The sequence below is a fragment of the Pseudactinotalea sp. HY160 genome, from assembly GCF_009372055.1.
Taxonomy (GTDB): domain Bacteria; phylum Actinomycetota; class Actinomycetes; order Actinomycetales; family Beutenbergiaceae; genus HY158.
Map to the genome: position 1 here is coordinate 202,753 of NZ_WHMT01000001.1, position 25,294 is coordinate 228,046.

Sequence of the window (25,294 nt, forward strand, 5' to 3'; positions counted from 1 at the left end):
AAAGTTGTCATGTCGAACACGCCCCCACGCCCACCCGGATCCGGCGGGCCTCCGCGCCCCGACCCGGACGGCGATCACGCGCTCGACCCGCAGCGGATGCTCGCGCTCATCGACGCGCAACAACACGCCGTCGACGGTCTTCATCTGCGCCCGGTGGCCTGGCTGTACTCGATCTGGGCCGTGGCCTGGTTCGTCGGCTACCTGCTGCTCTGGTCCGCCTACGACGGCGGCAACCCCTGGTTCCGCGTGTCCACGGTCGCGGCGGGATGGACCTTCGGCGTCCTCATCGGCTCCTCGATCCTGGCCAGCATCCTCATCGGCACCAGGATGGGACGCGGCGTGCGAGGCCTCTCCTCGTTCCAGGGCGGCATCTACGGCTGGTCCTGGGCGGGACTGTCGACCGCGGTCGGCGTGCTCGGGTCCGTTCTGGCCGAGAAGGGAGGCTGGGAGGTCTCGGCCCTCTACTTCCCCTCCGCCTACGCGGTCGTGGCCGGGGCGATGTACCTGTTCGGGGCGGCGCTGTGGCACTACCGCAGCCAGCTCGTGCTCGGCACCGTGCTCCTCGCGGCCGCGGCGATCGCCCCGTTCGCGGGAGTCCCCGGCACCTACGGGGTCATGGCGATCGCCGGCATCGCCTTCGGCGTGGCCGCGCTCGTGACCATCGCCAGGCTGCGCCGGAACGGTCGCGATCCCGCCCGGGGGGAGCTGCGTCGTCCCCGCGAGAGCGAGGAGCGATGAGCGAGCTCGACCCGGTGATCCACGCGACCGCCCGGCTGCGCATCACCGCCACGCTTGCGGCCCTGCCGGCCGGCGATCAGATGTCGTTCCCGCGGCTGCAGGGCCTGCTCGACATGACCGCCGGCAACCTCTCCACGCACCTGCGCAAGCTCGAGGACGCCGGCTACGTGTCCCCGACCAAGACCTTCGAGGGGCGCACACCCGCGACCTACGTCGAGCTCACCACCCGCGGACGCCGCGCGTTCGAGGACTACACCCACACCCTCCGCGAATTGCTGGGAGACCCATCATGACCCTCGCCCGCCTCACCGGCGTGACCAAGACCTTCGGCGACGTGACCGCCCTCGATTCCGTGGACCTGACGATCGAGCCCGGCACGCTCGTGGGCATGCTCGGCCCGAACGGCGCCGGCAAGACGACCCTGCTCGGCCTCGTCCAGGGGCTGCGCGCCCCGAGTTCGGGCACGGTCGAACTCTTCGGAGCCGATCCGCGCGACTGGCGCGCCCGACGCCGGCTCGGATCCACCCCGCAGGAGACCGCCCTGCCGCCGACGCTGCGGGTGGGGGAGGTGATCGACTTCGTCGCCGGGCACTTCCCCGACCCCGTGCCGCGCGACGAGCTCGCCGCGGAATTCGGGCTGACCGACCTGTTGCGGCGGCAGACGGGCGCACTCTCCGGCGGCCAGAAGCGGCGCGTGTCGGTGGCGCTCGCATTCGTGTCCCGGCCCCGGCTCGTGCTCCTCGACGAGCCCACCACCGGGCTCGACGTCGAGGCCCGCCACGCCCTGTGGGAGGCCGTCCGGCGCCAGCACGAGCGCGGCGCGACCGTGGTGGTCACGAGCCACTACCTCGAGGAGATCGAGGCGCTCGCCCGCCGGGTCGTCGTGATCGATTCGGGTCGGGTGCTGATCGATGACGACGTCGCCTCCGTTCGCGATCGCGTCGGGCTGCGCATGCTCACGCTCCGTACCGCGGACGCCGCGGACACCGCGACGATCGCGGCGCTGCCGCAGATCGTCGACTCCCGCGCGGGCGCCGACGGCGCCACGACCTTCTACACCGACGACGCCGATGCCGCGATCCGCGCGATCGTCGGCTCCGGCGCAGACTTCCACGACCTGACGATCCGCGGGGCCACCTTGGAAGAGGCGTTCCTCACCCTCACCGCAAAGGCTCACTCATGACCTCGACCACCTCCACCACCTCCACTACCGCCCCGAGCGCGGGGCCGCGCCCGTCCGCCGGCCCCTCGCCGGTGCGGCTCGCGCTGCTGCACGCCCGGTACGGGCTCATCGAGACGTTCCGGATCCCGATCGCGATCATCGGCACGATGGTCTTCCCGGCGCTCGCGCTGCTGTTCTTCGTGGTGCCGCAGCGCGAGGTGGCGGACAACCCGCTCTTCGCCACCCAGGCCGTCATCTCCCTGGCCGTCTTCGCCGTCATGGCCAACAGCCTGTTCAGCTTCGGCATCTCGATCGCCGAGGACCGCGAGAAGCCGTGGGATCCGTATCTTCGCACGCTGCCCGCACCCGGCGGGGCGCGGGTGCTCGCGCACATCCTCTCCACCGGGATGCTCGGGCTCGCCTCGATCGTGCCGGTCGTGGTGGTCGGGGCGGTCTTCACCGCGGCCGACGCCTCGCTGCTCGGGATCGTCGGCGGGCTCGTGGCGATCTCGGTCTCGTCGCTGCCGTTCATGCTCATCGGGATCGCGATCGGGTACTCGATGCCCTCGAAGGCCGCGATCGCGGTGGTGCAGGTGATCATGTTCGGCTTCGCGTTCGCCGGCGGGCTGTTCCTGCCGCCGCTCATGTTCCCGCACTGGCTCGAGACGCTCTCGACGTTCTTCCCCTCCCGGCAGGCCCGTGAGCTGGTCATCTGGGCCGCCACCGGGGAGGCGCTGCCCGCGTGGTCGTGGCTCGGGCTGGCCGCCTGGATCGCCGGCACCATCGCGCTCGCGCTGTGGCTGTTCCGCCGCGATCAGGGCCGCCGGTTCCGGTAGCGGCGAGGATCGGGAGGACGGTCGATGGAACGCGGTGCACGGATCCGCATCGAGGCTCCCGCCGGCGAGGTCTTCGACTGGCTCACGACCCTGACCCACCACGGCCGACTCATCCCGCTGACCCGGGTGGCGGCACCGACCAGGCCCGCCGCGGTGGGGGACGTCGTGACCGCCGTGACGCTCGGGCTCCTGCGCGACGTCATGGTGGTCACGCGGGTGGAGCGGCCCGCTGAGCCCGCCGGCCCGGGCGGCCCCGTGGGCCGGGCGACGTTCTCCAAGACCGGGCCGATGCTCCTCGGGTGGGCGAGTATCGAGGTGGTCCCGGCGGGCGAAACCGCCTGCGAGGTGCGCTGGACCGAGTCGATCCACGCCTCCGTCTGGGGGCGGCGCACCGGCGGCGCGCTGCTTACCCGGGGCGGCGGGCTCATGGTCGCCCTCGCGCTGCGGCGTGCCCGCCGGATCCTCGCCCGAGGCCGGCGGCCCCGAGGGCCCGGCTGCCCGTGACGCCCGGCCGCCCCGCCGATCTCCTGCGTGGGCGAGGCGGCCGGTGTGACAATGGCGCTACCGCCGCAGAGTGCGATCCGTATGGCCCACCGGCCGGAAAGAAGGCAGCGTGCGCGACTACCTCATGTGCCGTCCCACCCACTACACGGTCTGCTACGAGATCAATCCGTGGATGGATTCGGCCCGGCCCACCGCGACCGCCCTGGCGATCGAGCAGTGGGAGCGGCTGCGCTCGACCTACCTCGACCTCGGCCACACGGTCGAACTCATCGACCCCCTGCCGGGCTGCCCGGACATGGTCTATGCGGCCAACGGGGCGACGGTCGTCGACGGCGTCGCCTACGCCGCGAACTTCCGCTACGAGCAGCGCCGGCCCGAGGCCCCCGCCTACCTCAAGCGCCTCGCGGACCTGGGATTCGCCCCGGCCGCGGCGGAGTTCGTCAACGAGGGCGAGGGCGACATGCTCTTCACCGGCACCTACGTGCTCGCCGGCACCGGCTTCCGGAGCGAGCCCGCCGCCCACCGGGAACTGCAGGAGGCGATCGGCCGGCCGGTGATCACGCTCGAGCTCGTGAACCCGCGCTACTACCACCTCGACACCGCCCTGGCGGTGCTGACCGGCGACCTCATCGCCTACTACCCGCCGGCCTTCACCCCGGGCAGCCGGGCCGTGCTCGAGCACCTGTTCCCGGACGCGATCATCGCGGGCGAGGCGGACGCCGCCGTGCTCGGGCTCAACGCGGTGAGCGACGGGGAGCACGTGGTCGTCGCCCCGCGGGCCACCCGCCTCGCCGCCCAGTTCGCCGAACGCGGCCTCGAGCCGATCCCCGTGGACACCTCCGAACTGCTCAAGGGCGGCGGCGGGGCCAAGTGCTGCACCCTGGAGCTGCGCCGATGACCTCGCTCGCACACAACTACGAGCCGCTGCCGGTGACCCTCGCCCACGGCGAGGGGATCTACGTGACGGACACCTCCGGCGTCCGTTATATCGACTGCATAGCCGCCTATTCCGCCCTCAACTTCGGCCACCGCCACCCGGTACTCGTCGAGGCGGTGGCCGCCCAGCTGGGCCGGCTCACCCTCACCTCCCGCGCGGTGGGCCACGACCGGCTCGAGGCATTCGCCGACCGGATCACCGACCTGACCGGATTCGACGTCATGCTGCCGATGAACACCGGCGCCGAGGCCGTGGAGACGCTCATCAAGACCGCCCGGAAATGGGCCTACGAGGTCAAGGGCGTGCCGCCCGGCCGGGCCGAGATCATCGTCGCCGCCGGCGCGTTCCACGGCCGCACCACCACGGTCGTCTCCGCCTCGACCGATCCGGAGGCGCGCGGCGGGTTCGGTCCGTACACGCCGGGCTTCGTGATCGTGCCGTACGGGGACGCCGACGCGGTCGCCGCCGCGATCACCCCCGCCACCGCCGGCGTGCTCCTCGAGCCGATCCAGGGCGAGGCGGGCGTGATCATCCCGCCCACCGACTACCTCGTCCGGGTGCGCCGCGCGTGCGAGGCGGCCGGCGCGCTGCTCATGTGCGACGAGGTGCAGTCGGGCCTCGGGCGCACCGGGGCGACGCTCGACCAGGACAACGTGGGCGTGCGGGCCGACCTCACCGCGATCGGCAAGGCGCTCTCCGGCGGGATCATCCCCTCCTCGGCGGCCCTCGGCCGGGAGGACGTCATGGCGGTCATGACCCCGGGCGTGCACGGGTCGACCTTCGGCGGCAACCCGATGGCCGCGGCGGTCGGCATCGCCGTGGCGGAGCTCCTCGCGACCGGCGAGTTCCAGGAACGTGCCCGGGTGCTCGGCCGGGTGCTCGCCGCCCGGGCGGCCGAACTGCTCGAGGCCGGCCTCCTCGCCGGAGTGCGCTGCCGCGGCCTCTGGCTCGGGGTCGACGTGCCGCACCTGTCCGGGCGGGCGGTGGCCGAGCGGATGGCCGGGCGCGGGGTGCTCGTCAAGGAGACCCACGATCACACGCTCCGGCTCGCCCCGCCGCTCATCATCACCGAGCCCGAACTGCACCGGGTCATGGACACCCTCGCCGACGTGCTGGCCGAGCCCCACTGACTCCCGGTCGTGCGGGGGCGTTCGTCCCGGCCCGGTGACGTGGCACCCGGAGGCGGTGCACTCGCGGCCGAGTTCGGGCCGGTTTCGGGCCGGGTTCGGTGCCCGGTCGGCGGGTCATCGGCCCGGGCGCGACGGGATTGGTTAGCGTGGGTGGGTGACCCCTCCCGTTCGCCCGACCAACGGCCCGCGCCAGCCCCGTTCGCGCTGGCGCCTGGGCCGCCGCTCCGGAACCGACGTGGGCACCGAGGGGCAACCCGCTTCCGAGACGGCCGACCGTGCCGACACGGCGGGCACAGCGGCCGCACCGGCCTTGGGGGACGCCGGCGACGGGACCGCTCGGCCCGCGGCGCAGACCGACCCCCTCGGTTCCCTCGGCCGGCCCGAGGAATCGAGCACCCCCCACCCGGACGCCGGTCCCGACACTCCCGCGGGCACCGAGGGGGACACCGGACCGGCCACCGGACCGATACCCGCAGGCGACCCGTCCGGAACCGAGGTCCGCGTCGGCGCGACCGGCGGCGAGGACGGGGCCGCGACCGGTGGCGAGCCGGGGCCGGCCGAGTCCGAGAGCGTGCGCCCGGCGGCGCCGTCCACACCCGCCGAGCGGGTCGCAGCCACGATCGACACATGGCGTTCGGAACTGCTCGAGCTCGCGGGCGGGTCGGCGTTGTGGGATATCGACACCCTCGGAGACGCGCTCGTGGAACTCACGGCGGCGCACCCGTCGGGGATCGCACAGCTCTTCGCGGGACGCCGCACGCGGCTGAGCAACCTCGCCCGCGAGGGGTCGGCCCTGACCCAGGTGCGCCGGCACACCCGGATCGTGGCCGCCCGCGCCGAGGATCTGGCCCAGCGTTTCGGCGTGGCCCCCACCTATGTCGCGATGGGGGTGGCGAGCTGGTTCATGCCCGAACCGGGTGCGCCCGTGCCTCCGGACTTCGACCCGAGCCCGATGCCCGGACGGATGGTGCACCTGCCCGTGCTGCTGCGGCCCGTGCGGACCCTCACGGTGCCCGGCAGCGCCGACATCGAACTCGAACTGGACCCGCAGGTCGAGGTCAACGCGGTGCTCGTGCGGGCGCTGCGCGCCCACGGGGTCGACATCGACCCGGCCGGGCTCGTGGAGTCCACGAACCGCGATCACGGCTTCAGCCCGCGCCCCGCACTCGACACGATCGCCGCCCTCGGCCGGGCCCTGCCGCAATTCGACCTCGAGTCGCGGATCGTGCTCGGCACCTTCATCCACCCGGGACAGGCGCTCGCCGACGACCTCGACGCCCAGGCCGACGACCTGGCCGGTCACGAGGTGGTGCGGGCCCTCGCCGGGGACCCCGAACCGCTGCACGCGCGCACCCGGCCGCTGCCGGCGGTGCGGCTGAGCGATCCGGACCCGGACCAGGAGCGCGGCGTCGGCGACCTCGCCCCCGGACAGCACCGCGTGCTCGACGCCGTCGCCGGGGGTGGGCACCTGTTCATCGACACCCCGCCGGGGGCGGACGTTCCGGGAACGATTGCGGCCCTCATGGCCCAGGCCACGGCGGCCGGCCAGCGGGTGCTCTACGTGCCGGGCACCCACCGCGCCGGGGCCGCCACGATGGACGCGCTGCGCGGGGTCGGCCTGAGCGACCTGGCCCTCGACCTGAGCAACGATGCGAGCTGGCGCAAGCAGGCCGCGACCCGGCTGATCGACGGCCTCAATCCGCCGGTGCCGGACGACGACCCCGAACTCGCGGGCACCCGTGAGCGGCTCCGCGGCGCCCGAGCCACCCTCGGCGGCTTCATCGCGGCCCTGCACACGCCCCGGGACCCGTGGCAGTCCTCCGCCTATCACGCGCTGCAGGCGCTCGCCGAGCTCACGTCGAAGCGGCCCGGCCCGCGCACCCAGGTGCGACTGAGCTCGAGCGCCGTGCGCTCCCTCGACGACGCCGCGCGGGCGCGGATGCGAGCCGCGGTCATCGAGGCGGCCGAGCTCGGCGCGTTCCGCCTCCGGGCCTCGGACACCCCGTGGTACGGGGCGCGCCTGCGATCCACCCGCGAGGCGGAGGAGACGATGGCCGCGGTGCGCGACGTCGTCCGCACGCTGCCGGTGCTCCGCGACCAGGCCGCCACCGCGGCGGCCCAGACCGGCCTCGACGAGGCCCGCACCCTCGCCGACTGGGCCCGCCAGCTCGACCTGCTCGACGGCATCCGGCAGTCTCTCGACGTGTTCCTGCCCGAGGTGTTCGAGCGGTCCGCGGCGGACATGGTCGCCGCCACGGCGACCAGGCAATGGCGCGAGGAGCACGGCTCGACCCTGAGTTCGGGGGTCCGGCGGCGGCTGCGCAAGCAGGCGCGGGACCTCGTGCGCCCGGGCGTGGCGGTCGAGGACCTGCACGCCGAGCTCGCCGACGCGGCGCGACGGCACGAACAGTGGCGCGAGCAGTGCTCCGGCGGTGGCTGGCCGCGGCTGCCCGAGGCGATGGCCGCCATCACGGCCACGAGCGCGACGCTCCGGACCGACCTCGAGGCGCTCGACCCGGTGCTGCGCCCGACCGTGGGCGAGCGGGCCCTCGTCGACGTGCCGCTCGGCGACCTGATCTCGAAGTTCACTCGGCTCGCCGCCGACGAGGCGACCCTCGAACGGCTGCCGCAGCAGGCGTCCGCACTCGCGACCCTCGCCGCGGCCGGCCTCGGGGACCTCGTGGACGATCTCACGGCTCGCCGGGTCGCGACCTCGCTCGTCGGCGCCGAGTTCGACCTCGCGTGGTGGTCGAGCGTGCTCGAGGAGATGCTCTCGGACGACCCGGCGATGGTCGGCCTCGAGTCGGCGGCGCTCCAACGCTCCCTCACCGAGCTCCGCAGCCTCGACCGGTCCCAGGCGGAGAGCCTGCGGGACCCGATCCTGCGGGCGCACGCCGAGCACGTGCGCGCGGCGATCGACGCCGATCGGGGCGCGGCGCAGGAGTTCTACCGGTCGGTCAAGCGCGGCGAGGCGGACCTGCGCACGCTCACCGACCGCTTCGACCGGATCGCCTGGGCGCCGCGCCCGATCTGGATCGTGCCGCCGATGGTCGTGCCGCAGGTGCTTCCGGGGGGCCGGTGCGTGGATCTGGTGATTCTGGACGCCGTCGCTCACCTCGGCGTCGAACAGCTCATCCCCGCGCTCGCCCGCGGCCGTCAGATCGTGGTGGCCGGCGACGCCCGCAGGCGGGGCGCCCCCGCCCTCGCCGCGCTCGCGACGCTGCCGCGGGTGGACCTGCCGGCCGACCGGGTGGACCGGGACAGCGAGATCGCCGAGTTCCTCGCAGCGCACGGGTACGCGGACGTCGTGCAGCCCGTGCCGAGCCCGCCGCGGCCCGCGCGCATCGGCCTGCACGTGGTGGCCGGGAGCGGCATGCCCGCCCCGGGAAGCGACGTGGTCGAGAGCGTGCAGGCGGAGGTGGACCGGGTGGTCGACCTCGTGATCGACCACGCGCTCACACGGCCGGAGGAGTCGCTCGCCGTGGTCGCGCTCAACACCCGGCACGCGGACCGGGTGCGGGAGGCGATCGCGCTCACCGCGGCCGATTCCCCCGCCGTGGCCGCGTTCTTCGATCCGGCCGCTCCCGAGGCGTTCTCGGTCGTGAGCGTCGAGTCGGCGGCCGGGCTCCGGCGCGATGCCGTGATCCTCTCGGTCGGCTTCGGGAAGACCCCGCACGGGCGCATCCTGCACCGCTTCGGCGCGGTCAGCGGCGCCGACGGCGCGGGGCTGCTCGTCGACGCGATCGACGCGTGCCGGCGCCGGCTGACCGTCGTGGCCTGCATGAGCGGGGACGAACTCGATCCGCAGCGGCTGCGTTCCCCCGGGGCGATCATGTTGCGCGACCTGTTGGTCTTCGCCGAGGCGGGCCGGGTGGGGGCGGCGGCCGTGCCCGCGGAGCCCGCGGACCCCGCGAACCCCGCGGACCCCGCTAACCCCGCGGACCCAGGGGAGCCGGCGGATGCCGCGGCGGCGGAGGAACGGTCCCCGGACCGGCTGCTCGTCGACCTCGCCGAGCGGCTGTGGCGGCTCGGCCTCACGGTCGTACCCCGGTACGGGGTGCCGGGCGGCGTGCGGATCCCGCTCGCGATCGGACACCCGAGCCTGCCGGGCGAACTGCTCGTGGCGATCGTGACGGACGACCACGACTACGTGGCCGAACCGAGCCTGCGGCGCCGTGATCGGCACTGGGTGGACCGGCTCACCGCCCGCGGGTGGCGCGTGCACGCCGTGTTCTCCTCGGCGCTGTTCATGGATCCCCAGGGCGAGGCGGTGCGGATCGCCGAGGAGGTCACGGCGATCCTGACCGAGCGGGGCGTGACCACCGGACCGGAAGGCTCGGGCGGGCAGCCGATCTCCGGGATCGAGGTGCCGGCGGAGTTCGCCGACGACGACGCGGAGGTGCCCGTGACGGCGCCGGACCCGGCCGCCGCGCGTTCCCGGGCGCCGTCCCCGGTGCGCGTGAGCGCCCGCGGGGAGCGGATCGCCGGAACGACCACCGCGTCCATCCCGCGGATCGTCACGCCCGGGATCCGCTCCGAGCGGCCGCCGGTCACGCCGGGCCTGCCGGTGAGCGGCTACAGCGACGACCAGCTCGACGCGATGGTCGCCTGGCTCGCCTCCGACGGCCGAGACCGGGTGGCCGAGCAGTACGTGGCCGAGCTGCGGGCCGAGCTCGGGCTGACCCGCCGGAGCGCCCACGTGACCTCGGTGCTCACCGCGGCCGTGGCCCGAGTCGGGGTCGCCGTGGCCGCCGAATCCGACGCTTCCGACGGATCTGATGGATCTGACGGATCTGATGGATCTGACGGATCTGATGGATCTGACGGATCTGATGGATCTGACGGATCTGACGGATCTGATGGATCCTATACGTCGCAGCAGACCGGTGAACCGGGTGAACCCGATGAACCCCATGAACCCCATGAACCCGGTGAGTCCGATGAACCGGGTGAACTCCATGAACCCCATGAACCCGATGAACCGGGTGAGTCCGGTCAGTCCCAGGAGTCCGACGGGGTGGAGGAGTCCGACGTGTCCGAGGAGTCAGAGGAGTCCAGTGAGGCCGATGCGTCCCGCGAGTCCGAGGGCGGGCGGAGGCCCGTGGCCCACCAGCCCACCCTCGAGGGACTCGAGGGTGAGCCGGTGACGAAGCGATCGCGGCGGGCCGTGCGCCCCGGCACGGAGGATCCGGAGTTCGCCGAGGCGGACTGGCAGGGAGAGGCGGCCATCCCCACGAGCGCCGACGACGAGCGGATCCTGCGGGAGAAGCCGCCCCACTGGGGCTGAGCTGCCCCGAGCGCGGCCCCGCAAGCCCGGCTGAGCCTCGAGCCCGGCTGAGACTCGAGCCCGGCTGAGCGAGCCCGGCTGGGCTTCGTTCCGGGTGAGCGTGCTCGATTGCGGGTGCGCTCAGCCCACGCGTCGCTCGGCGAGGAGGTCGCGGATCTCGGTGAGGAGCTGCAGGTCCTCGGACAGCGGCTCGGGCTCCGGTTCCGTGCCCCGGGCGCGGCGCTCGGCGAGCTTGTTCATCGGCACGATGATCGCCAGGTAGACCGCGAGCGCGATGAGCAGGAAGTTGACCAGCGCCGTGAGCACGGATCCGACGAGGATCTCGGAGTCCGTCGTGGTGATGACCCAGATCCGGTCGAGGTTCGGCTGCCCGAAGACCCAGCCGATGAACGGGTTGATCACGTTCTCCACGAGGGCCGTGACGACGGAGCCGAATGCCGCGCCGATGATGATCCCGACGGCCATCTCGATGGCGTTTCCGCGGCTGATGAAGTCCTTGAAACCCTGCAGCATGACGTCTCCTTGTGTGTGGGGGACGAGCGGTCGACCGTCCGCGGCTGCCACCGCTACGGAGCCAGGACCACCCGGAACGGCGCCAGCCCCGCGGCGCCTGTGAGCACGCTAGCGCGTTCCGCGTCGATCGCGGCGACGATGACGGACGAGTCGACCGTCGCCGCGGGAACCCCGAGGAGGCCCGTGCTCTCCGCGGCCGAGGGAAGGGCGAGCACGAGGGCCCCGCGGGCGATGAGGCGGGACTCGCCCTCGAGCGCGCCCGAATCGGTCGGCGCCTGGTAGAGGTCGACCCGGTCGCCGGGGCGGATCAGGGTGAGCACGGCCGGATCGGCCACGTGGATCGGCACGACCACCGTGCCGGGTGGAGCCGCAGCCGCCAGCCCCGGACCCGTGACGAGCGAGGGCACGAGCGGCATCCCGGCGGGCACCGCGACCGTGGTCCGGGAGCCCGTCGCATCCTCGACGGCGAGGGTCCGGCTCGGTGCCTCGGGCCAGTGGACGGTGCGCAGCTCGCGCGCGGCGATCTCGTGTCCCGCGGGCAGGTCGACCGCGGCCACGAGCACCACCTCGCCCGGCGGGGGCGCGGGCCGCAGGTCCTGCAGCACGAGGAGACCGGCGAGGGCGAGGAGACCCGCCGCGAGCACGACCCGCCATCGCCACAGGAGTGCGCGCCACCGGATCGATCTCATGCCCGCGACGCTAGCCCCGCCACGCCGCGGGGGCCTTGGTCCACGGCCGCCCTGTGGACGACGGGGCGGCTTGGGGACGGCGGGGCTGCTTGGGGACGGCGGGGCCGGTTGGGGAGGGCGGCTACGCGCCGGTCGACCCCGAGGCCGCCGAGGAGGACCCGCTCGCCGACGTGCTGCTCGGGGCGCTCGTGCTCGCCGCGGCGGACCCGTTCGACCCGCTCGTCCCGTTCGACCCGCTCGTCCCGTTCGATCCGCTGGTCGTGCTGGTCCCGTTCGACCCGCTCGCGGAGGTGGAGCCGGCCGCGCCGCGCGAGCCGGTCTTCGAATCGGCACGGGAGTCGTTGCGGTAGAAGCCGGATCCCTTGAACACGACGCCGACGCTGTTGAACTTCTTGCGCAGCGTGCCCTGGCAGGTGGGGCAGGTGGTCAGCGCATCGTCGGTGAACGACTGGTAGATGTCGAAAGCGTGGCCGCAGTCGGAGCACGCATAAGAATAGGTGGGCACGAGTGTTGATTCTACGGCGTTTTCCCCGAACCGATACCCTGACGGGTGTGAAGCAGAGCAATATGGTGCGGCGTGTGCTGGTGGCGACCGCGGCGGTTCTCGCCGTCGTTCTCGTGGTCGGCGCGATCACCGTGGTCTCGGCGCTTCGCAAGCCGCTGCCGGCCCAATCGGGCGAGTTCCGCCTCTCCGGGCTCGACTCCTCGGTCGAGGTGATCCGCGACGAGCTGGGCATCCCGCAGATCTACGCCGACTCCTCGCACGACCTCTTCTTCGCCCAGGGCTACGTGCACGCCCAGGACCGCTTCTTCGAGATGGACTATCGCCGCCACCTCACCGCCGGGAGGCTGAGCGAACTCGTGGGCGAGAACGAGTCGGCGCTCGCCGCCGACCAGGTGATCCGCACGATGGGCTGGCGCCGCGTGGCCGAGGCCGAGTGGCCGCTGCTGGACCAGTCCTCCCGCCAGCACCTGCAGGCCTACGCCGACGGCGTCAACTCCTATATCTCCGATCGCAGCCCGAGCGAACTGGGCCTGGAGTACACCGTGCTCGGCTTCGAGGTCGAGGTCGGCGACGTCGCCCCCTGGGATCCGATCGACTCCCTCGCCTGGCTCAAGGCGATGGCCTGGGACCTGCTCGCCAACTTCGACGACGAGCTCGGCCGGGCCGCGATCTACGGCGATCTCGCGCAGGCCTACGGCGAGGAGACGGGAATGGACATGGTCGAGGCGGTCTTCCCCGCCTACCCGACCGCCCGGAACCTGCCGATCGTCACGACCCCCGACCTCCTCGCCGCGCACGAGGAGTTCCTCGCCGCGGAGGCCTCGGAGCGGCCGCAGACCCCGGCACCCGATGCCGGCATCGATCGCGGCGACGCCGCGTCGTCGCCCGAGGTGACCCCCACCGAAGCGCTCGCGGCCGTGGCCGACGCGCTGGGCGCCGTCCCTCATCCCCTCGGAGAGGGTGACGGGATCGGCTCGAACTCGTGGGTGGTCGCCGGCGAATACACGGCCTCCGGCGCGCCCATCCTCGCGAACGACCCGCACCTGGGGATCTCCCAGCCCGGGATCTGGTATCAGCTGGGGCTGCACTGCCGCGTCGTCGGCCCGGACTGCCCCTACGAGGTCTCGGGCTTCACGTTCGCGGGGCTGCCCGCCGTCGTCATCGGCCACAACGCCGACCTCGCCTGGGGATTCACGAACCTCGGGCCCGATTCGGCCGACCTGTTCCTCGAGCGCACCTTCCCCGACGGCACCTACCTTCGGGACGGCGAGCGCGAGCCCCTCGTCGAGCGGCACGAGACCGTCAAGGTCAACGGCGGGGACGACGTCTCCCTCACCGTGCGCTCGACGGTGCACGGCCCGATCATCTCCGACGTCATGACCGACGCGCGGCAGGCGGGCGACACCCCGCTCGAGGATCCGCCGGCGTCGGGCCTCGGCGGCTACGCGGTGGCCCTGGAATGGACCGCGCTCACCCCCGGCCGCACCGGGGACGCGCTGTTCGCGTTCGCCACGGCCACCGACGCCGAGGACATCGCCCACGCCGCCACCCTGTTCGAGGTGCCCTCGCAGAACATCGTCTTCGCCACGACCAGCGGGGACATCGGCTACCAGGCGCCCGGAAAGGTGCCCGTGCGGGCCGCCGTCCCAGGCGCGCCCGTGCCCTCGGACGGACGCTGGCCCCGGCCGGGCTGGGACTCGCGCTACGACTGGACCGGCTTCGTGCCGCCCGAGGAGATGCCGAGCCTGCTCAACCCCGCCGAGGGATTCGTCGTCACGGCCAACCAGATGGTCCAGGCCCCCGGGGTCGCGCCGTTCATGACCCTCGACGCCGCCTACGGGTACCGCTCCCAGCAGATCCGCGACCGGATCACCGCCCAGATCGACTCCGGCGAGAAGTTCACGGTCGGGGACATGAACGACATCCAGCTCGACGTCGCGAACCCGTTCGCGGAGATGCTCCTGCCCTCCCTGACGAGCGTGTACCTGAGCGACCCGTTCATCCGCGAGGCCCAGGACCTGTTCACGGACTGGGACCGGCGCAACACCCCCGACTCCGCCGCGGCCGCCTACTTCTCCGCCGTGTGGTCGAACCTGCTCAAGCTCACCTTCTGGGATCAGGTGCCCGAATCCGAGCGGCCCTCCGGCGGCGGACGCTGGCTCGAGGCCGTGCGCGGGCTGCTGGAGAACGAGACGAGCCCGTGGTGGGACGACCGGGCCACCCTCAACGTGGTCGAGACCCGGGACGAGATCCTCACGCGGGCGCTCGTCGACGCCCGCAACCAGCTCACCGTGCTCCTCGGCAAGAACCCGAACGGATGGGAGTGGGGCCAGCTGCACCAGGCCGCGCCCGAACACGCCGTGCTCGGCGGCGAGGGCGTCCCGGGCGTCGTGCGGGCCCTGGTCAACCCCAGCCCGATCCCGGTCGGGGGCGGCTCGGCGATCGTGGACGCGAACGGCTGGGACGCCGCCGACTGGGACGACGACTTCCCCACCTTCGGGGTGACGACCGTGCCGTCGATGCGGATGGTCGTGGACATGTCGGACCTGGATGCGGCCACGTGGGTCAACCTCACCGGCAACTCCGGCCATCCGTTCTCCGACAACTACGACGACCAGTTCTCCGCGTGGGCCGAGGGCTCCACGTTCGACTGGGCGTGGAGCCGCGCGGCCGTCGAGGCGAGCGGGGACCGCACGATGACCCTGCTCCCGCCGGGAGCCGAGTAGCCCCGCCGCCGGGGCGGGCCGGGTCAGTCGTCGCCGAGTTCGTGCACTCCCGCGGGGGTGATGACGCCGTCGACGGGCCGGTCGTGCTCGGCCGTGGGCAGTTCGGGCTCGCTCAGCTCGTCGTCGAAGAGCACGGCGTACACGCGCACCCCCGGACGCACGTAGCGCAGCGCCCGGTCGTACCAGCCGCCGCCCTGCCCGAGGCGCGCGCCGCGGGCGTCGACCGAGAGGGCGGGGGCGAGCACGAGGTCGGCGCGGCTGATCGCGGTCTCGCCCAGGCCGGGCCCGGACGGCGCGGGCGGGCGCCCGGGGGCCTGCTCGCCCAGGGTGTCGCCCCGCCGGTAGAACGCCCAGTCGCGGCTCAGCCCCGGTCCGAGCATCGGCAGCATCACCTGCACTCCGGCCTCGTGGAGGAGGTCGAACACCGGGCCGGTGTCCGGTTCGGAGGGGCGGGCCGCGAATGCGGCGACGGTCCCGATCGGGCCGAGTCGCGTGAGCAGCTCGGCGACGTGGGCGGCGATCGCCTCCCCGGCGCTGGAGCGCTCGCGGGGGCTGCGCTCCCCGCGGTGCTGACGGATCTCGGAACGGATGAGCGACTTGGCGTCTTCGATCTCGATGTCGTCACCGATGACAACCGAGCCTTGGGGCGTCCACATGCCTCCAACTCTGCCCCACGGCGGGCTCGTAGGCCACTCCCGCGCCGGGGCTGTGCACGAACATTTCGCTCACCGCCGAACTCGAACGAAGTCCGGCCGGTAGGCTCGGCGGGTATGAGCCAGATACGTAAGGTCGTCATCCCCGTGGCGGGCCTGGGCACCCGATTCCTGCCGGCCACCAAGGCGGTTCCCAAGGAGATGCTCCCGGTGGTCGACACCCCCGCCATCCAGTACGTGGTGGAGGAGGCGGTGGCCGCCGGTCTGACGGACGTGCTCATGATCACCGGCCGCAACAAGGGTGCGATCGAGGATCACTTCGACGACGTCGCCGAACTCACCGCCGCGCTCGAGGCGAAGGGCGACGCGGATCGGATCGCCCGCGTGCGCCGCTCCACCGAGCTCGCCGACGTGCACTTCGTGCGCCAGGGGGCCCCGCTCGGGCTCGGCCACGCGGTCGGGCGGGCCCGCGAGCACGTCGGGGGGGAGGCCTTCGCCGTGCAGCTCGGCGACGACCTGATCGACTCGGCGAATCCGCTGCTGCCCGACATGATCGCCACCCAGGAGCACCTCGGCGGCTCGGTCATCGCCCTCATGGAGGTGCCGCGCGAACAGATCTCCCTCTACGGCAGCGCGGTGGTGGAACCGGCCGACCTGGTTCCCGGAACGACGTTCCCGGTGCATCGGGTGACGGGCCTGGTGGAGAAGCCGGCGCCCGAGGAGGCGCCCTCGACCCTCGCCGCGATCGGGCGCTACGTGCTCCACCCGGCCGTCTTCGACGTGCTCGACCGCACCGCCCCGGGGCACGGCGGGGAGATCCAGCTGACCGACGCCCTCGCCACCCTCGCGGGCATGCCGGCCTCGGAGGGCGGCGGCGTCCACGGCGTCGTGTTCTCCGGAAAGCGGTACGACACGGGCGACCGGCTCGACTACCTCAAGGCCGTCGTCCAGCTCGCCCTCGAGCGGCCCGACCTCGGCCCGCCGCTGCGGGAGTGGCTCGCCGAACACCTCGCCGAATGAGGCGTGGCCCGGCCCCGCGGACCGGGTAGGTTGGCGACGTGAAAGAGGTCTCCGAACACCTGGCCGCAGTGCTCGATCTCGTGGGTCCGCTCCCGCCGCTCGACGTGGTGCTCCACGACGCCTCCGGCTGCGTGCTCGCTGAGGACGTCGCCGCGCCGGCGGATCTGCCCGCCCGCGATCTCGCCGCGCTCGACGGATACGCCGTGCGCAGCCACGACGTCGAAGGCGCCGGTCCCGACCGGGAGGTGACCCTGCGGGTGCTCGACGACCTGCGCGCCGGTTCCGTCTCGGCCGGGGCGCTCGTGCCCATGACGGGCGTGCGGATCGCCTCGGGTGCGCCGATGCCCCGCGAGGCGGACGCCGTGGTCGCCCTGACCGACACCGACCGGGGTGACGCGTCGGTGCGGGTGTTCGCGGCCGTCCGTCCCGGCGCGAACGTGCGCCGCCAGGGGGAGGACCTGCGCTCCGGCGAGATCGCCCTCGCCGCCGGCGTGCGGATCGGATCTCGCCACATCGCCCTGCTCGGGGCCCTCGGGCGGCAGCGGGTCGGGGTGCATCCCCGCCCACGCGTGGTCATCATCTCCGTGGGCGACGAGCTCGTGGAGCCCGGACGGCTCGCGGGTGAGGGGCAGGTGTTCGACGCGAACGGGCACGCGCTCGCGACCGGAGTCCAGGACGCCGGCGGTTCCACCTTCCGGGTCGCCGCCGTGCCGGACGAGCGGGCCGAGCTGCGGGAGGTGCTCGAGGATCAGCTCGTGCGCGCCGATCTCATCCTCACCACCGGCGGCCTGAGCTTCGGCGCGAACGACACGGTCAAGGAGGTGCTCAGCCCGCTGGGCACCGTGCGGTTCGACAACGTCGGGATCACCCCCGGCCGACAGTACGGCGTGGGCACCGTCGGGGAGGGCACCCCGATCCTGTGTCTGCCCGGGGATCCGGTGGCGGCCCAGATCGGCTTCGAGGTGTTCGTGCGCCCCGCGCTGCTCGCGATGGCCGGCAAGCGGGAGCTCTACCGGCCGACCGTGCGCGCGCGCGTGACCACCGGGTGGCAGTCGCCGTGGGACCGGCGCGAATTCGTGCCGGCGACGATCGTGGGATCACCCGCGGACGGGTATCGGGCCACCCCGGCAGCCGCCCCCACGAGCCCCGCCCTGTCCGCGCTGGCCCGCGGGAACGCGCTCGTCGTGGTTCCCCAGGACATGCAGAACGTCGCCGCCGGCACCGAGCTCAACTGCCTCCTCCTGGACTCCTGAGGCCCGCGTGATCGAGATCGCCGGCGCCGGACTGAGGCTGCGCCCGCTCGGCCGGCGGGACCGGGCCGAATGGGACGAGCTGCGCCGGATCAACGCCGACTGGCTGCGCCCGTGGGAGGCGAGCAACCCCGACCCCGGCGCCACGCTGCCCACGTTCGCCGAGTACGTGCGCGCGCAGGCCGCCGCCACCCGGCGCGGGGAGAGCTTCGGGTGGGCGATCACCGCCGGCCGGGCGATGATCGGGCACGTGACGCTGAGCCAGGTGGCCCGCGCCTCGCTCCAGTCCGCCACGATCGGCTACTGGGTCGGCCACGCCCACGCCGGCCACGGCGTGGCGCCGCGGGCGGTCGCGCTCGTGTGCGACTACGCCTTCTTCACCCTCGCCCTGCACCGGGTCGAGATCAACATCCGCCCCGAGAACGCCGCGAGCCTGCGGGTCGTGGCCAAGCTCGGCTTCCGCGACGAGGGCATCCGGCGCCGATACCTGCACATCCAGGGCGACTGGCGCGACCACCGCACCTTCGCGCTCACGGCGGAGGAGGCCCCGCACGGGGTGCTGGCACGGCTGACGCACGAGCCGCCGTCCTGACGCCGTTCGACCGGGAACCACGAGGCGGGCGGCGACACGCCGCGCGGGATCGCGCCAACCGACCACGGCGCACTCTACGGTCAAGGCGTGGGTTTCGACGGCTTCATCCTCCTCGCGATCCTCATGCTGTTCTTCGCGTATCTCCTGCCGACGCTCATCCGCACGGCGCAGGTCGCCCGCGACGCCCGTGGCGACGACCGATTCTCGGCCGACCTGCGAATCGTGGCCCGGGCGGGGGAGGCGGCCGCCCCACCCATCGTTCACCAGACCCGCACCCAGTTGCACCGGAAGACGGAGGCACCCATGGAACCCCCCGTGGCCTACAAGCTCATCGCCGCCGACGCCCGTCGGGTGGCGGCCGCGCGTGCCGCCCGGGCCGCCGCCGCGAGCCGCCGCGCCGCCGCCGCGCGCCGCCGACTGCTGCTGACCGCGGCGCTCGGGCTGCTCACCGTGGGCCTGTGGGTGCTCGCCGGGGCGACCCCCGTGTCGGTCTGGGCCGCGATCGTGCCCACCGCCGTGACCGTGGGCGTCGTCGAGTTGGGACGACGCGCTGCCGCGGCCGGGCGGTCGGCCGACGCCCGGCTCGCGGACGCCGTCCGTATCGCCGAGCGGCAGTCCGTGTCCGCGGCGGTTCGCGCCGCCGCGCCGAACCTGCGCGTCGACGTGGACCCGGCCCGGGTCGCGCCCGAGCCCGCCGAGCGCACCGTCGTGGCCGGAACCGACGCCGCAGCGAGCGGGGAGTCCGCGTCCTGGACGCCGGTGCCCGTGCCGCCGCCGGCGTACACGCTCAAGAAGGCGGCCCCGCGCCGATCCGTCTCCGCCGTGCTCGTGGACGACGCCGGCGCGGCGCAGGCCGCCCCGAGCGATGCGGAGACCGAGTTCATGCCCGCCGTGCAGGTCGAGGCCCTCACCGCCGCACAGCTCGCCGGCGCCCGCGCCGAGCGGGAGGCCGCGCTCGCCGAGGCGGAATCCGCGGCGGAGCCGGAGGCGGCGACCGGCTCGAGTCTCAACGTGCAGGAGATCCTCGCCCGCCGCCGGGCCGTGGGGTGAGGCGGCTCATAGCCGCGCACCGGCCGCCTGGCACGGAGTGACCCGCTGCGGGTGCTAAGCTGGTGCACGCCTTGGGGCTATGGCGCAGTTGGTAGCGCGTCTCGTTCGCAATGAGAAGGTCGGGGGTTCGAATCCCCCTAGCTCCACCATTCGCACAAGGCTCGAACCCCGGTCAACGTCTCCGTTGGCCGGGGTTCGATCCTTGGCGGAGGCGGCATGCACGCTCCGGCAGCGGCTGCCGGGAATGCGTCGGCATGCCCCGCATCTGATCGACGCCGAGGTGGGCAACGTGCTTCGTCGGCACGAACGGAGCGGCCGCATCAGCGTCGACCGAAGACTCGCCCGGGCGCCCGGTCTCGCCTGTCAGGTGGAGATCATCTGATCGACGTGCATCCGCAGCGAGGGGAACACATCGACATGGTGGTCGGCTACCGGCAGCTCTCCCTAGGCGACGGGTTGCTGCGAGAGCGCGCGGAGTCGGTGCGCGAAGCCGCGGGCATCCTCGCGTCGCGCAACCGCGTCCTGCGCTCCATGGGTGCCGATGAGTGGCGGGGCGACACGACACATCGGTGCGCCGGAGGAGCCACCGGAGACGATCCGAACGGAGATATGCGGCCCGACCGGGTAGCATATTGTCTACTCAGGAGGTCTCCATGCCCAAGACGATCAGTATCGGCGAGTTGCGGCAGAATCCAACACGCATGCTTCGTGAGGTCAAGGCCGGCGCCACCTACATGGTGACCGATCATGGCGAGCCGATCGCCGAGATCGCGCCTCGGCGGCAGCCGCGCTGGGTGTGTGGTGAGGAGATCGACTCCGTCCTGCGCGAGCTCGGTGCGGACGACTCGTGGGCCCGGGAGATCGCGACCGAACGCAGTGTCGTCGACGTGTCCGACCCCTGGCAGGGCGCCCGGTGAAGGCGATTCTCGACACGAATCTGCTCGTCGCCGAAGCGCTCTCGCATCGCGACTACCAGGTGGCCGTCTCGTCGTTGTCGTGGGCCGAGCTCGGCTTTGGGGTCCGCGCGGTCGCGAACCCGATCGAACGGGCACGCCGTGAGACTCGCATGGCTCGCCTGCGGGCCATTCTCGGTGCGGGCATCCCCTTCGACGATGCAGCGGCGGACGCCTACGAGACGGCCTGCGGTCTCGTCCTCGCGAGTGGTCGCCTGGTTCGAGGGCGGGCGATCGATCTGATGATCGCGGCGACCGCCGCCGCGCACGGCGCAGTCGTGCTCACCCGCAACGCCGACGACTTCGCCGGCCTCGAGGGTCTCGTCACCGTCGTTTCAGGCTGACGCCGGCGGACACTCGTTCGGTCCGCGGGGCTTGCCGACTTGATACCCTACGGGGGTATAGTAGGGATCGAAGTTCCGGGCACGCCTGAGCGAAGGTGAATCACACATGACTGTCGAGCAGCACGCACATCACGGCTATATCGGCCACAAGGAGGCCTACCTCACGCGCCTGCGCCGGATCGAGGGCCAGGCCCGCGGCCTCCAGCGCATGGTCGAGGAGGAGCAGTACTGCATCGACATCCTCACCCAGGTCTCGGCGATGACCAAGGCCCTGCGCGCCGTCTCCCTCGGCCTGCTCGAGGAGCACCTGAGTCACTGCGTGGTCGAGGCGGCCGCGAAGGGCGGTCCCGAGGCCGAGGCGAAGGTCAAGGAGGCCTCGGACGCGATCGCCCGCCTCGTTCGGTCCTGATCGCCCCCGGATCCGACTTCGATCAAGTAGACAATCCCCACGCAAGGAGCACCACCATGAGCACGAGCAGCACCTACGCGGTCACCGGCATGACCTGCGGCCACTGCGTGTCGTCGGTGACCGAGGAGGTCGGCGAGATCGCCGGCGTGAGCGACGTCCGGGTCGAGCTGGAGTCCGGCCGGATGACCGTCACCAGCGACGCGCCGCTCAAGGCCGCGGCCGTCCGGGCGGCGGTCGAGGAGGCCGGCTACCAGCTGGCCGACGCCACCTGATGGCACGAAGCGCGCGAGGGCTGAGCGCCCGGGCGCGGCTCACCGCCTACCTCGCGATCCTCGCCGTGGTGTTGGCCGGGGCCTACGGCATCGGCAGCGCGGTGGGACCTATCGGGTAGTCCCCACACGGCCCGACTACGGACGTCCGCACGAAAGGAAGAACCATGAGCAGCATGCCCCCGGCGGCCGAGGAGCCCGGCGGCGAGGTCGAACTCGCGATCGCGGGCATGACGTGTGCCTCGTGCGCGAACCGGATCGAACGCAAGCTCAACAAGATCGACGGGGTCACCGCCACGGTCAACTACGCGACCGAGAAGGCGACGGTCACCTACGGCGAGGGTATCGGCACCGCGCTCCTGCTCGACACCGTCGAGCAGGCCGGCTACAGCGCGGCCCTGCCCCAACCGGCGTCGATCGGCCGGCGCGGCGGCGACAGCGGTGCGGCCGACGACGACCCGGCCGCGGAGGACGGCCCGGTGCGCGCCCTGCGCGACCGGGTGATCGTCTCGGCGGTGCTCTCGGTGCCCGTGATCGCGATGGCGATGGTGCCCGCGCTGCAGTTCACCTACTGGCAGTGGCTCTCCCTCACCCTCGCGGCCCCGGTCATCGTGTGGGCGGGCTACCCGTTCCACCGGGCGGCGTGGAAGAACCTCCGGCAGGGGACCGCCACGATGGACACGCTCGTCTCCATGGGCACGCTCGCCGCCCTGCTGTGGTCGCTCTATGCGCTCTTCCTCGGCACGGCCGGCATGCCCGGCATGACCCACGCCTTCGAGCTGACGATCTCCCGCACCGACGGCGCAGGCAACATCTACCTCGAGGTCGGCGCCGGCGTCGTCACCTTCATCCTGCTCGGCCGCTACTTCGAGGCCAGGGCCAAGCGCACCTCCGGGGCGGCGCTGCGCGCGCTGCTCGAGCTCGGGGCCAAGGACGTCGCGGTGCTCCGGGGCGGCCGGGAGCAGCGGATCCCCATCGGCGACCTCGCCGTGGGGGACCGGTTCGTCGTGCGCCCGGGCGAGAAGATCGCCACCGACGGCCGGATCGTCGAGGGATCCTCGGCGGTCGACGCCTCGATGGTCACCGGCGAATCCGTGCCCGTCGAGGTCGGCCCCGGCGACGACGTGGTCGGCGCGACCGTCAACGCCGGGGGCCGGCTCGTGATCGAGGCGAGGCGGGTCGGCGCCGACACCCAGCTCGCGCAGATGGCCCGGATGGTCGAGCAGGCGCAGACCGGCAAGGCCCGGGCCCAGCGCCTGGCCGACAGCATCTCGGGCGTCTTCGTGCCGATCGTCATCGCCCTCGCCGTGGCGACCTTCGGCTTCTGGGCCGGCGCCGGCGACTCCCTCGCCGCCGCGTTCACCGCCGCGGTCGCGGTGCTCATCGTCGCCTGCCCGTGCGCGCTCGGCCTCGCGACGCCGACCGCGCTCATGGTCGGCACCGGCCGCGGCGCCCAGCTCGGCATCCTCATCAAGGGCCCCGAGGTGCTCGAGACCACCCGCCGGATCGACACCATCGTGCTCGACAAGACCGGCACCGTGACGAGCGGCCGGATGAGCCTGCTCGACGTGGTCACCGCCGACGGCGAGGACCGCGCGCAGGTGCTGCGCCTCGCCGGGGCCCTCGAGCACGCCAGCGAACACCCGATCGCCCAGGCGATCGCCACGGGCGCCGCAGCGGAAGTCGGCGACCTCCCGGAGGTCGAGGACTTCGCGAGCATCGAGGGCCTCGGCGTGCAGGGCATCGTGCAGGGCATCGTGCCGGGCACCGTGACGGGGGGCCGGGACGATGCGGCGAGCCACGCGGTCGTCGTCGGCCGCCCGAGCCTGCTGGCCGAGTGGTCCCAGCCGCTGCCGCCCGTGCTCGAGGCTGCGATGGCGGGCGCCACCGAGCGGGGCCGCACCGCGGTCGCGGTCGGCTGGGACGGGCGGGCCCGCGGCGTGCTCGTCGTCGCCGACGCGATCAAGCCCACCTCCGCCGAGGCCATCACGCAGCTCCGGGAGCTCGGCCTCACCCCGATCCTGCTCACCGGCGACCACGCCGCCGTGGCCCGATCCGTCGCGGCCGAGGTCGGCATCGACCCCGAGCACGTCATCGCCGGCGTCCTGCCCGCCGACAAGGTCGCCCACATCCAGCGCCTCCAGGCCGGCGGCAGGCGGGTCGCGATGGTCGGCGACGGCGTGAACGACGCCGCCGCCCTCGCCCAGGCCGACCTCGGGCTGTCGATGGGCACCGGCACCGACGTGGCGATCGAGGCCTCCGACCTCACCCTCGTGCGCGGCGACCTGCGCGCCGCGCCCGACGCGATCCGACTCTCCCGCCGCACCCTCGGTACGATCCGCGGCAACCTGTTCTGGGCGTTCGCCTACAACGTCGCGCTCATCCCGGTCGCGGCCACCGGCCTCCTCAACCCCATGCTCGCCGGTGCGGCGATGGCGTTCTCCTCCGTGTTCGTCGTGTCGAACAGCCTGCGGCTGCGCACGTTCAAGGCCGCGAACTCCGCTCCGCCCGCTCAGTCCGGCCCGTCCGATGGCCCGATCATGGACGACGCCCGCTCGCCTCGGGCGGTCCGCTCCTGACGCGGGCGTGAGTCAGCGGGCGTGAGTCAGTCGTGCGGCCACCGCGCGATCGCCCGGTCGATCGCGCGGGCGGTCGCCGCCGTCACGTCCCCCACCAGGTGGATCTCCGGGCCGGGGCGGGCCGGCGGGCGCGCCGGCAGCCACGTGCCCACCACGACGCCGTCGAGGAGGATCGCCGGCCGGAACACGCCGTTGCCGCCCGGGACGACCGCCTCGAGCGCGGCGGGCGTGGCCACGAGCGAGCGGTCCGAGTAGCCGAGCAGCCACTCGTCGAAGCCCGGCACGAGCCGCACACCCGTGCGGGGTGGGGGCGTGTTCGGCAGCAGCTCCTCGAGCAGGTAGGCGGGCCGGCCCGCCACCGTCACCTCGACCAGATCCTCGAGCCGCGCCGCGTACCCGCGCAGCAGCGCCTTGGGCAGCTTGGTCCACCACGCCAGATCCTCCAGGCTCACCGGCGCCCGGGAGGCGATGAACGAGCGCACGATCGCGACCATCGCCGCGGTGTGGTCGGAGTCCTCCGCGTCCGCCGTGCCCCCGGTACCCGCCGACGCCTCGACCAACTGCTGCGTGCGCCCCGCGTCGAAGCGGCCCCAGTGCAGCAGGCCGGTCACCGCCAGGTGCATGAGCAGGTGGTAGCCGCGGCCCGCGGCGGTCGCGATCCCGGCCGCCTCCCACTCGGCGAGCAGCTCCGCCCGGGTCCGTGGCGCCTGGGCCAGCGCCGCCCGCGCCACCTCGCCGGCCCGTGCGAGCATCCGATCGTCGAGCCCGAGGTGCCGGCGCCGCAGGGCCGTCGCCCGCACGATCCGCTCGCCGGTGGCGGCGAGGAGCACGCGCAGGTGTGCCGGCGTCGTCAGGAAGAGCGTGCTGCGCATCGGCCACGAGCGCACGAGCAGCCCCGCATCGACCGCATCGCGCACGTCGTCGAGGCTCGTGCCGGGCCGGGAGCGCAGCGCGACGGCGCGCAGCACGGCCGGCAGGTCCTGCCCCTGGAGCGCGACCCCGCGCGCCACCACCTCGGCCGGGCCCAGGGCGCTGCCGCCGAGAAGCTGGGTCTGCGCGCGCAGCCGCCGGGCCTGCCCGGGGGTCAGGTCGAGCACCATCGACTCACCCTAATCGGGCGCGGCGTCCGCGCGCGAGGCGAGCCGCGT

Annotated in this window: 23 protein-coding genes and 1 tRNA gene; 19 read left to right on the top strand and 5 right to left on the bottom strand. The window is 73.3% G+C overall.

The window, feature by feature from the left end; all coding sequences use genetic code 11:
* Positions 1-9: 9 nt before the first annotated feature.
* The 8 genes from GCG21_RS00895 (at position 10) to GCG21_RS17135 (ending at position 10,594) form a co-directional block, all read left to right on the top strand.
* Complete coding sequence (locus tag GCG21_RS00895) at positions 10-738, top strand: hypothetical protein (protein ID WP_152817400.1); 729 nt, start codon at positions 10-12, stop codon at positions 736-738.
* A complete protein-coding gene (locus GCG21_RS00900; RefSeq protein WP_152817401.1) occupies positions 735-1,031 on the top strand; it encodes a transcriptional regulator in 297 nt (98 codons plus the stop codon). The genes GCG21_RS00895 and GCG21_RS00900 overlap by 4 nt, the downstream gene beginning before the upstream one ends.
* Complete coding sequence (locus tag GCG21_RS00905) at positions 1,028-1,921, top strand: ABC transporter ATP-binding protein (protein ID WP_152817402.1); 894 nt, start codon at positions 1,028-1,030, stop codon at positions 1,919-1,921. The genes GCG21_RS00900 and GCG21_RS00905 overlap by 4 nt, the downstream gene beginning before the upstream one ends.
* The gene (locus GCG21_RS00910; RefSeq protein ID WP_152817403.1) at positions 1,918-2,736 is read left to right on the top strand and encodes an ABC transporter permease; all 819 of its coding nucleotides are present in this window, start codon (positions 1,918-1,920) and stop codon (positions 2,734-2,736) included. Before GCG21_RS00905 ends, GCG21_RS00910 begins: the two co-directional genes overlap by 4 nt.
* Before the next feature lie 24 nt (positions 2,737-2,760).
* Positions 2,761-3,240, top strand: coding sequence for an SRPBCC family protein (locus GCG21_RS00915; RefSeq protein ID WP_152817404.1), 480 nt, complete (start codon positions 2,761-2,763; stop codon positions 3,238-3,240).
* Between the two features lie 124 nt (positions 3,241-3,364).
* Positions 3,365-4,138, top strand: coding sequence for a dimethylargininase (gene ddaH / locus GCG21_RS00920; RefSeq protein WP_152817683.1), 774 nt, complete (start codon positions 3,365-3,367; stop codon positions 4,136-4,138).
* Complete coding sequence (rocD, locus tag GCG21_RS00925) at positions 4,135-5,307, top strand: ornithine--oxo-acid transaminase (RefSeq protein ID WP_152817405.1); 1,173 nt, start codon at positions 4,135-4,137, stop codon at positions 5,305-5,307. Before ddaH ends, rocD begins: the two co-directional genes overlap by 4 nt.
* A 154-nt stretch (positions 5,308-5,461) precedes the next feature.
* Positions 5,462-10,594, top strand: a complete 5,133-nt coding sequence (locus tag GCG21_RS17135; RefSeq protein WP_152817406.1) for a hypothetical protein — start codon at positions 5,462-5,464, stop codon at positions 10,592-10,594.
* 120 nt (positions 10,595-10,714) lie between these two features.
* On the opposite strand, the gene mscL is transcribed toward GCG21_RS17135, so the two are convergent.
* The 3 genes from mscL to GCG21_RS00945 all read right to left on the bottom strand — a co-directional run bounded on the left by mscL (position 10,715) and on the right by GCG21_RS00945 (position 12,301).
* On the bottom strand, positions 10,715-11,107 hold the full coding sequence (mscL, locus tag GCG21_RS00935; RefSeq protein WP_152817407.1) for a large conductance mechanosensitive channel protein MscL: 393 nt from the start codon (positions 11,105-11,107) through the stop codon (positions 10,715-10,717).
* 53 nt (positions 11,108-11,160) lie between these two features.
* Entirely contained in the window at positions 11,161-11,796 is a 636-nt protein-coding gene (locus tag GCG21_RS00940; protein WP_152817408.1) for an RcpC/CpaB family pilus assembly protein, read from the bottom strand.
* A 121-nt stretch (positions 11,797-11,917) separates the two neighbouring features.
* On the bottom strand, positions 11,918-12,301 hold the full coding sequence (locus GCG21_RS00945; protein ID WP_370517180.1) for an FmdB family zinc ribbon protein: 384 nt from the start codon (positions 12,299-12,301) through the stop codon (positions 11,918-11,920).
* A gap of 47 nt (positions 12,302-12,348) precedes the next feature.
* Here GCG21_RS00945 and GCG21_RS00950 point away from each other — a divergent pair, with 47 nt between their 5' ends.
* A complete protein-coding gene (locus GCG21_RS00950; protein WP_370517181.1) occupies positions 12,349-15,027 on the top strand; it encodes a penicillin acylase family protein in 2,679 nt (892 codons plus the stop codon).
* A gap of 23 nt (positions 15,028-15,050) precedes the next feature.
* Here GCG21_RS00950 and GCG21_RS00955 read toward each other — a convergent pair whose 3' ends face one another.
* Positions 15,051-15,683, bottom strand: coding sequence for a 5-formyltetrahydrofolate cyclo-ligase (locus GCG21_RS00955; protein ID WP_152817409.1), 633 nt, complete (start codon positions 15,681-15,683; stop codon positions 15,051-15,053).
* A gap of 114 nt (positions 15,684-15,797) precedes the next feature.
* On the opposite strand from GCG21_RS00955, the gene GCG21_RS00960 reads away from it, so the two are divergent.
* The 10 genes from GCG21_RS00960 to GCG21_RS01005 all read left to right on the top strand — a co-directional run bounded on the left by GCG21_RS00960 (position 15,798) and on the right by GCG21_RS01005 (position 24,146).
* Positions 15,798-16,700 (top strand): UTP--glucose-1-phosphate uridylyltransferase, encoded by a 903-nt coding sequence (locus tag GCG21_RS00960; RefSeq protein WP_152817410.1) that lies wholly within the window; start codon positions 15,798-15,800, stop codon positions 16,698-16,700.
* A gap of 38 nt (positions 16,701-16,738) precedes the next feature.
* A complete protein-coding gene (gene glp / locus GCG21_RS00965; protein WP_153877326.1) occupies positions 16,739-17,953 on the top strand; it encodes a gephyrin-like molybdotransferase Glp in 1,215 nt (404 codons plus the stop codon).
* 7 nt (positions 17,954-17,960) lie between these two features.
* Positions 17,961-18,542 (top strand): GNAT family N-acetyltransferase, encoded by a 582-nt coding sequence (locus GCG21_RS00970; protein ID WP_370517182.1) that lies wholly within the window; start codon positions 17,961-17,963, stop codon positions 18,540-18,542.
* Positions 18,543-18,629: 87 nt separating this feature from the next.
* Complete coding sequence (locus tag GCG21_RS00975) at positions 18,630-19,592, top strand: hypothetical protein (RefSeq protein WP_152817411.1); 963 nt, start codon at positions 18,630-18,632, stop codon at positions 19,590-19,592.
* A 73-nt stretch (positions 19,593-19,665) separates the two neighbouring features.
* Positions 19,666-19,741, top strand: a tRNA-Ala gene (locus tag GCG21_RS00980).
* Between the two features lie 504 nt (positions 19,742-20,245).
* A complete protein-coding gene (locus GCG21_RS00985; protein ID WP_152817412.1) occupies positions 20,246-20,509 on the top strand; it encodes a type II toxin-antitoxin system Phd/YefM family antitoxin in 264 nt (87 codons plus the stop codon).
* The gene (locus GCG21_RS00990; RefSeq protein WP_194164872.1) at positions 20,506-20,889 is read left to right on the top strand and encodes a PIN domain-containing protein; all 384 of its coding nucleotides are present in this window, start codon (positions 20,506-20,508) and stop codon (positions 20,887-20,889) included. Before GCG21_RS00985 ends, GCG21_RS00990 begins: the two co-directional genes overlap by 4 nt.
* Before the next feature lie 106 nt (positions 20,890-20,995).
* Positions 20,996-21,298 carry a metal-sensitive transcriptional regulator gene (locus GCG21_RS00995; protein WP_152817414.1) on the top strand — a complete coding sequence of 101 codons (303 nt, stop codon included), beginning with the start codon at positions 20,996-20,998 and terminating at the stop codon, positions 21,296-21,298.
* A 56-nt stretch (positions 21,299-21,354) separates the two neighbouring features.
* Entirely contained in the window at positions 21,355-21,570 is a 216-nt protein-coding gene (locus GCG21_RS01000; RefSeq protein WP_152817415.1) for a heavy-metal-associated domain-containing protein, read from the top strand.
* 164 nt (positions 21,571-21,734) lie between these two features.
* Positions 21,735-24,146 (top strand): cation-translocating P-type ATPase, encoded by a 2,412-nt coding sequence (locus tag GCG21_RS01005; RefSeq protein WP_152817416.1) that lies wholly within the window; start codon positions 21,735-21,737, stop codon positions 24,144-24,146.
* Between the two features lie 26 nt (positions 24,147-24,172).
* On the opposite strand, the gene GCG21_RS01010 is transcribed toward GCG21_RS01005, so the two are convergent.
* Entirely contained in the window at positions 24,173-25,246 is a 1,074-nt protein-coding gene (locus GCG21_RS01010; RefSeq protein ID WP_152817417.1) for a winged helix DNA-binding domain-containing protein, read from the bottom strand.
* Positions 25,247-25,294: the final 48 nt, after the last annotated feature.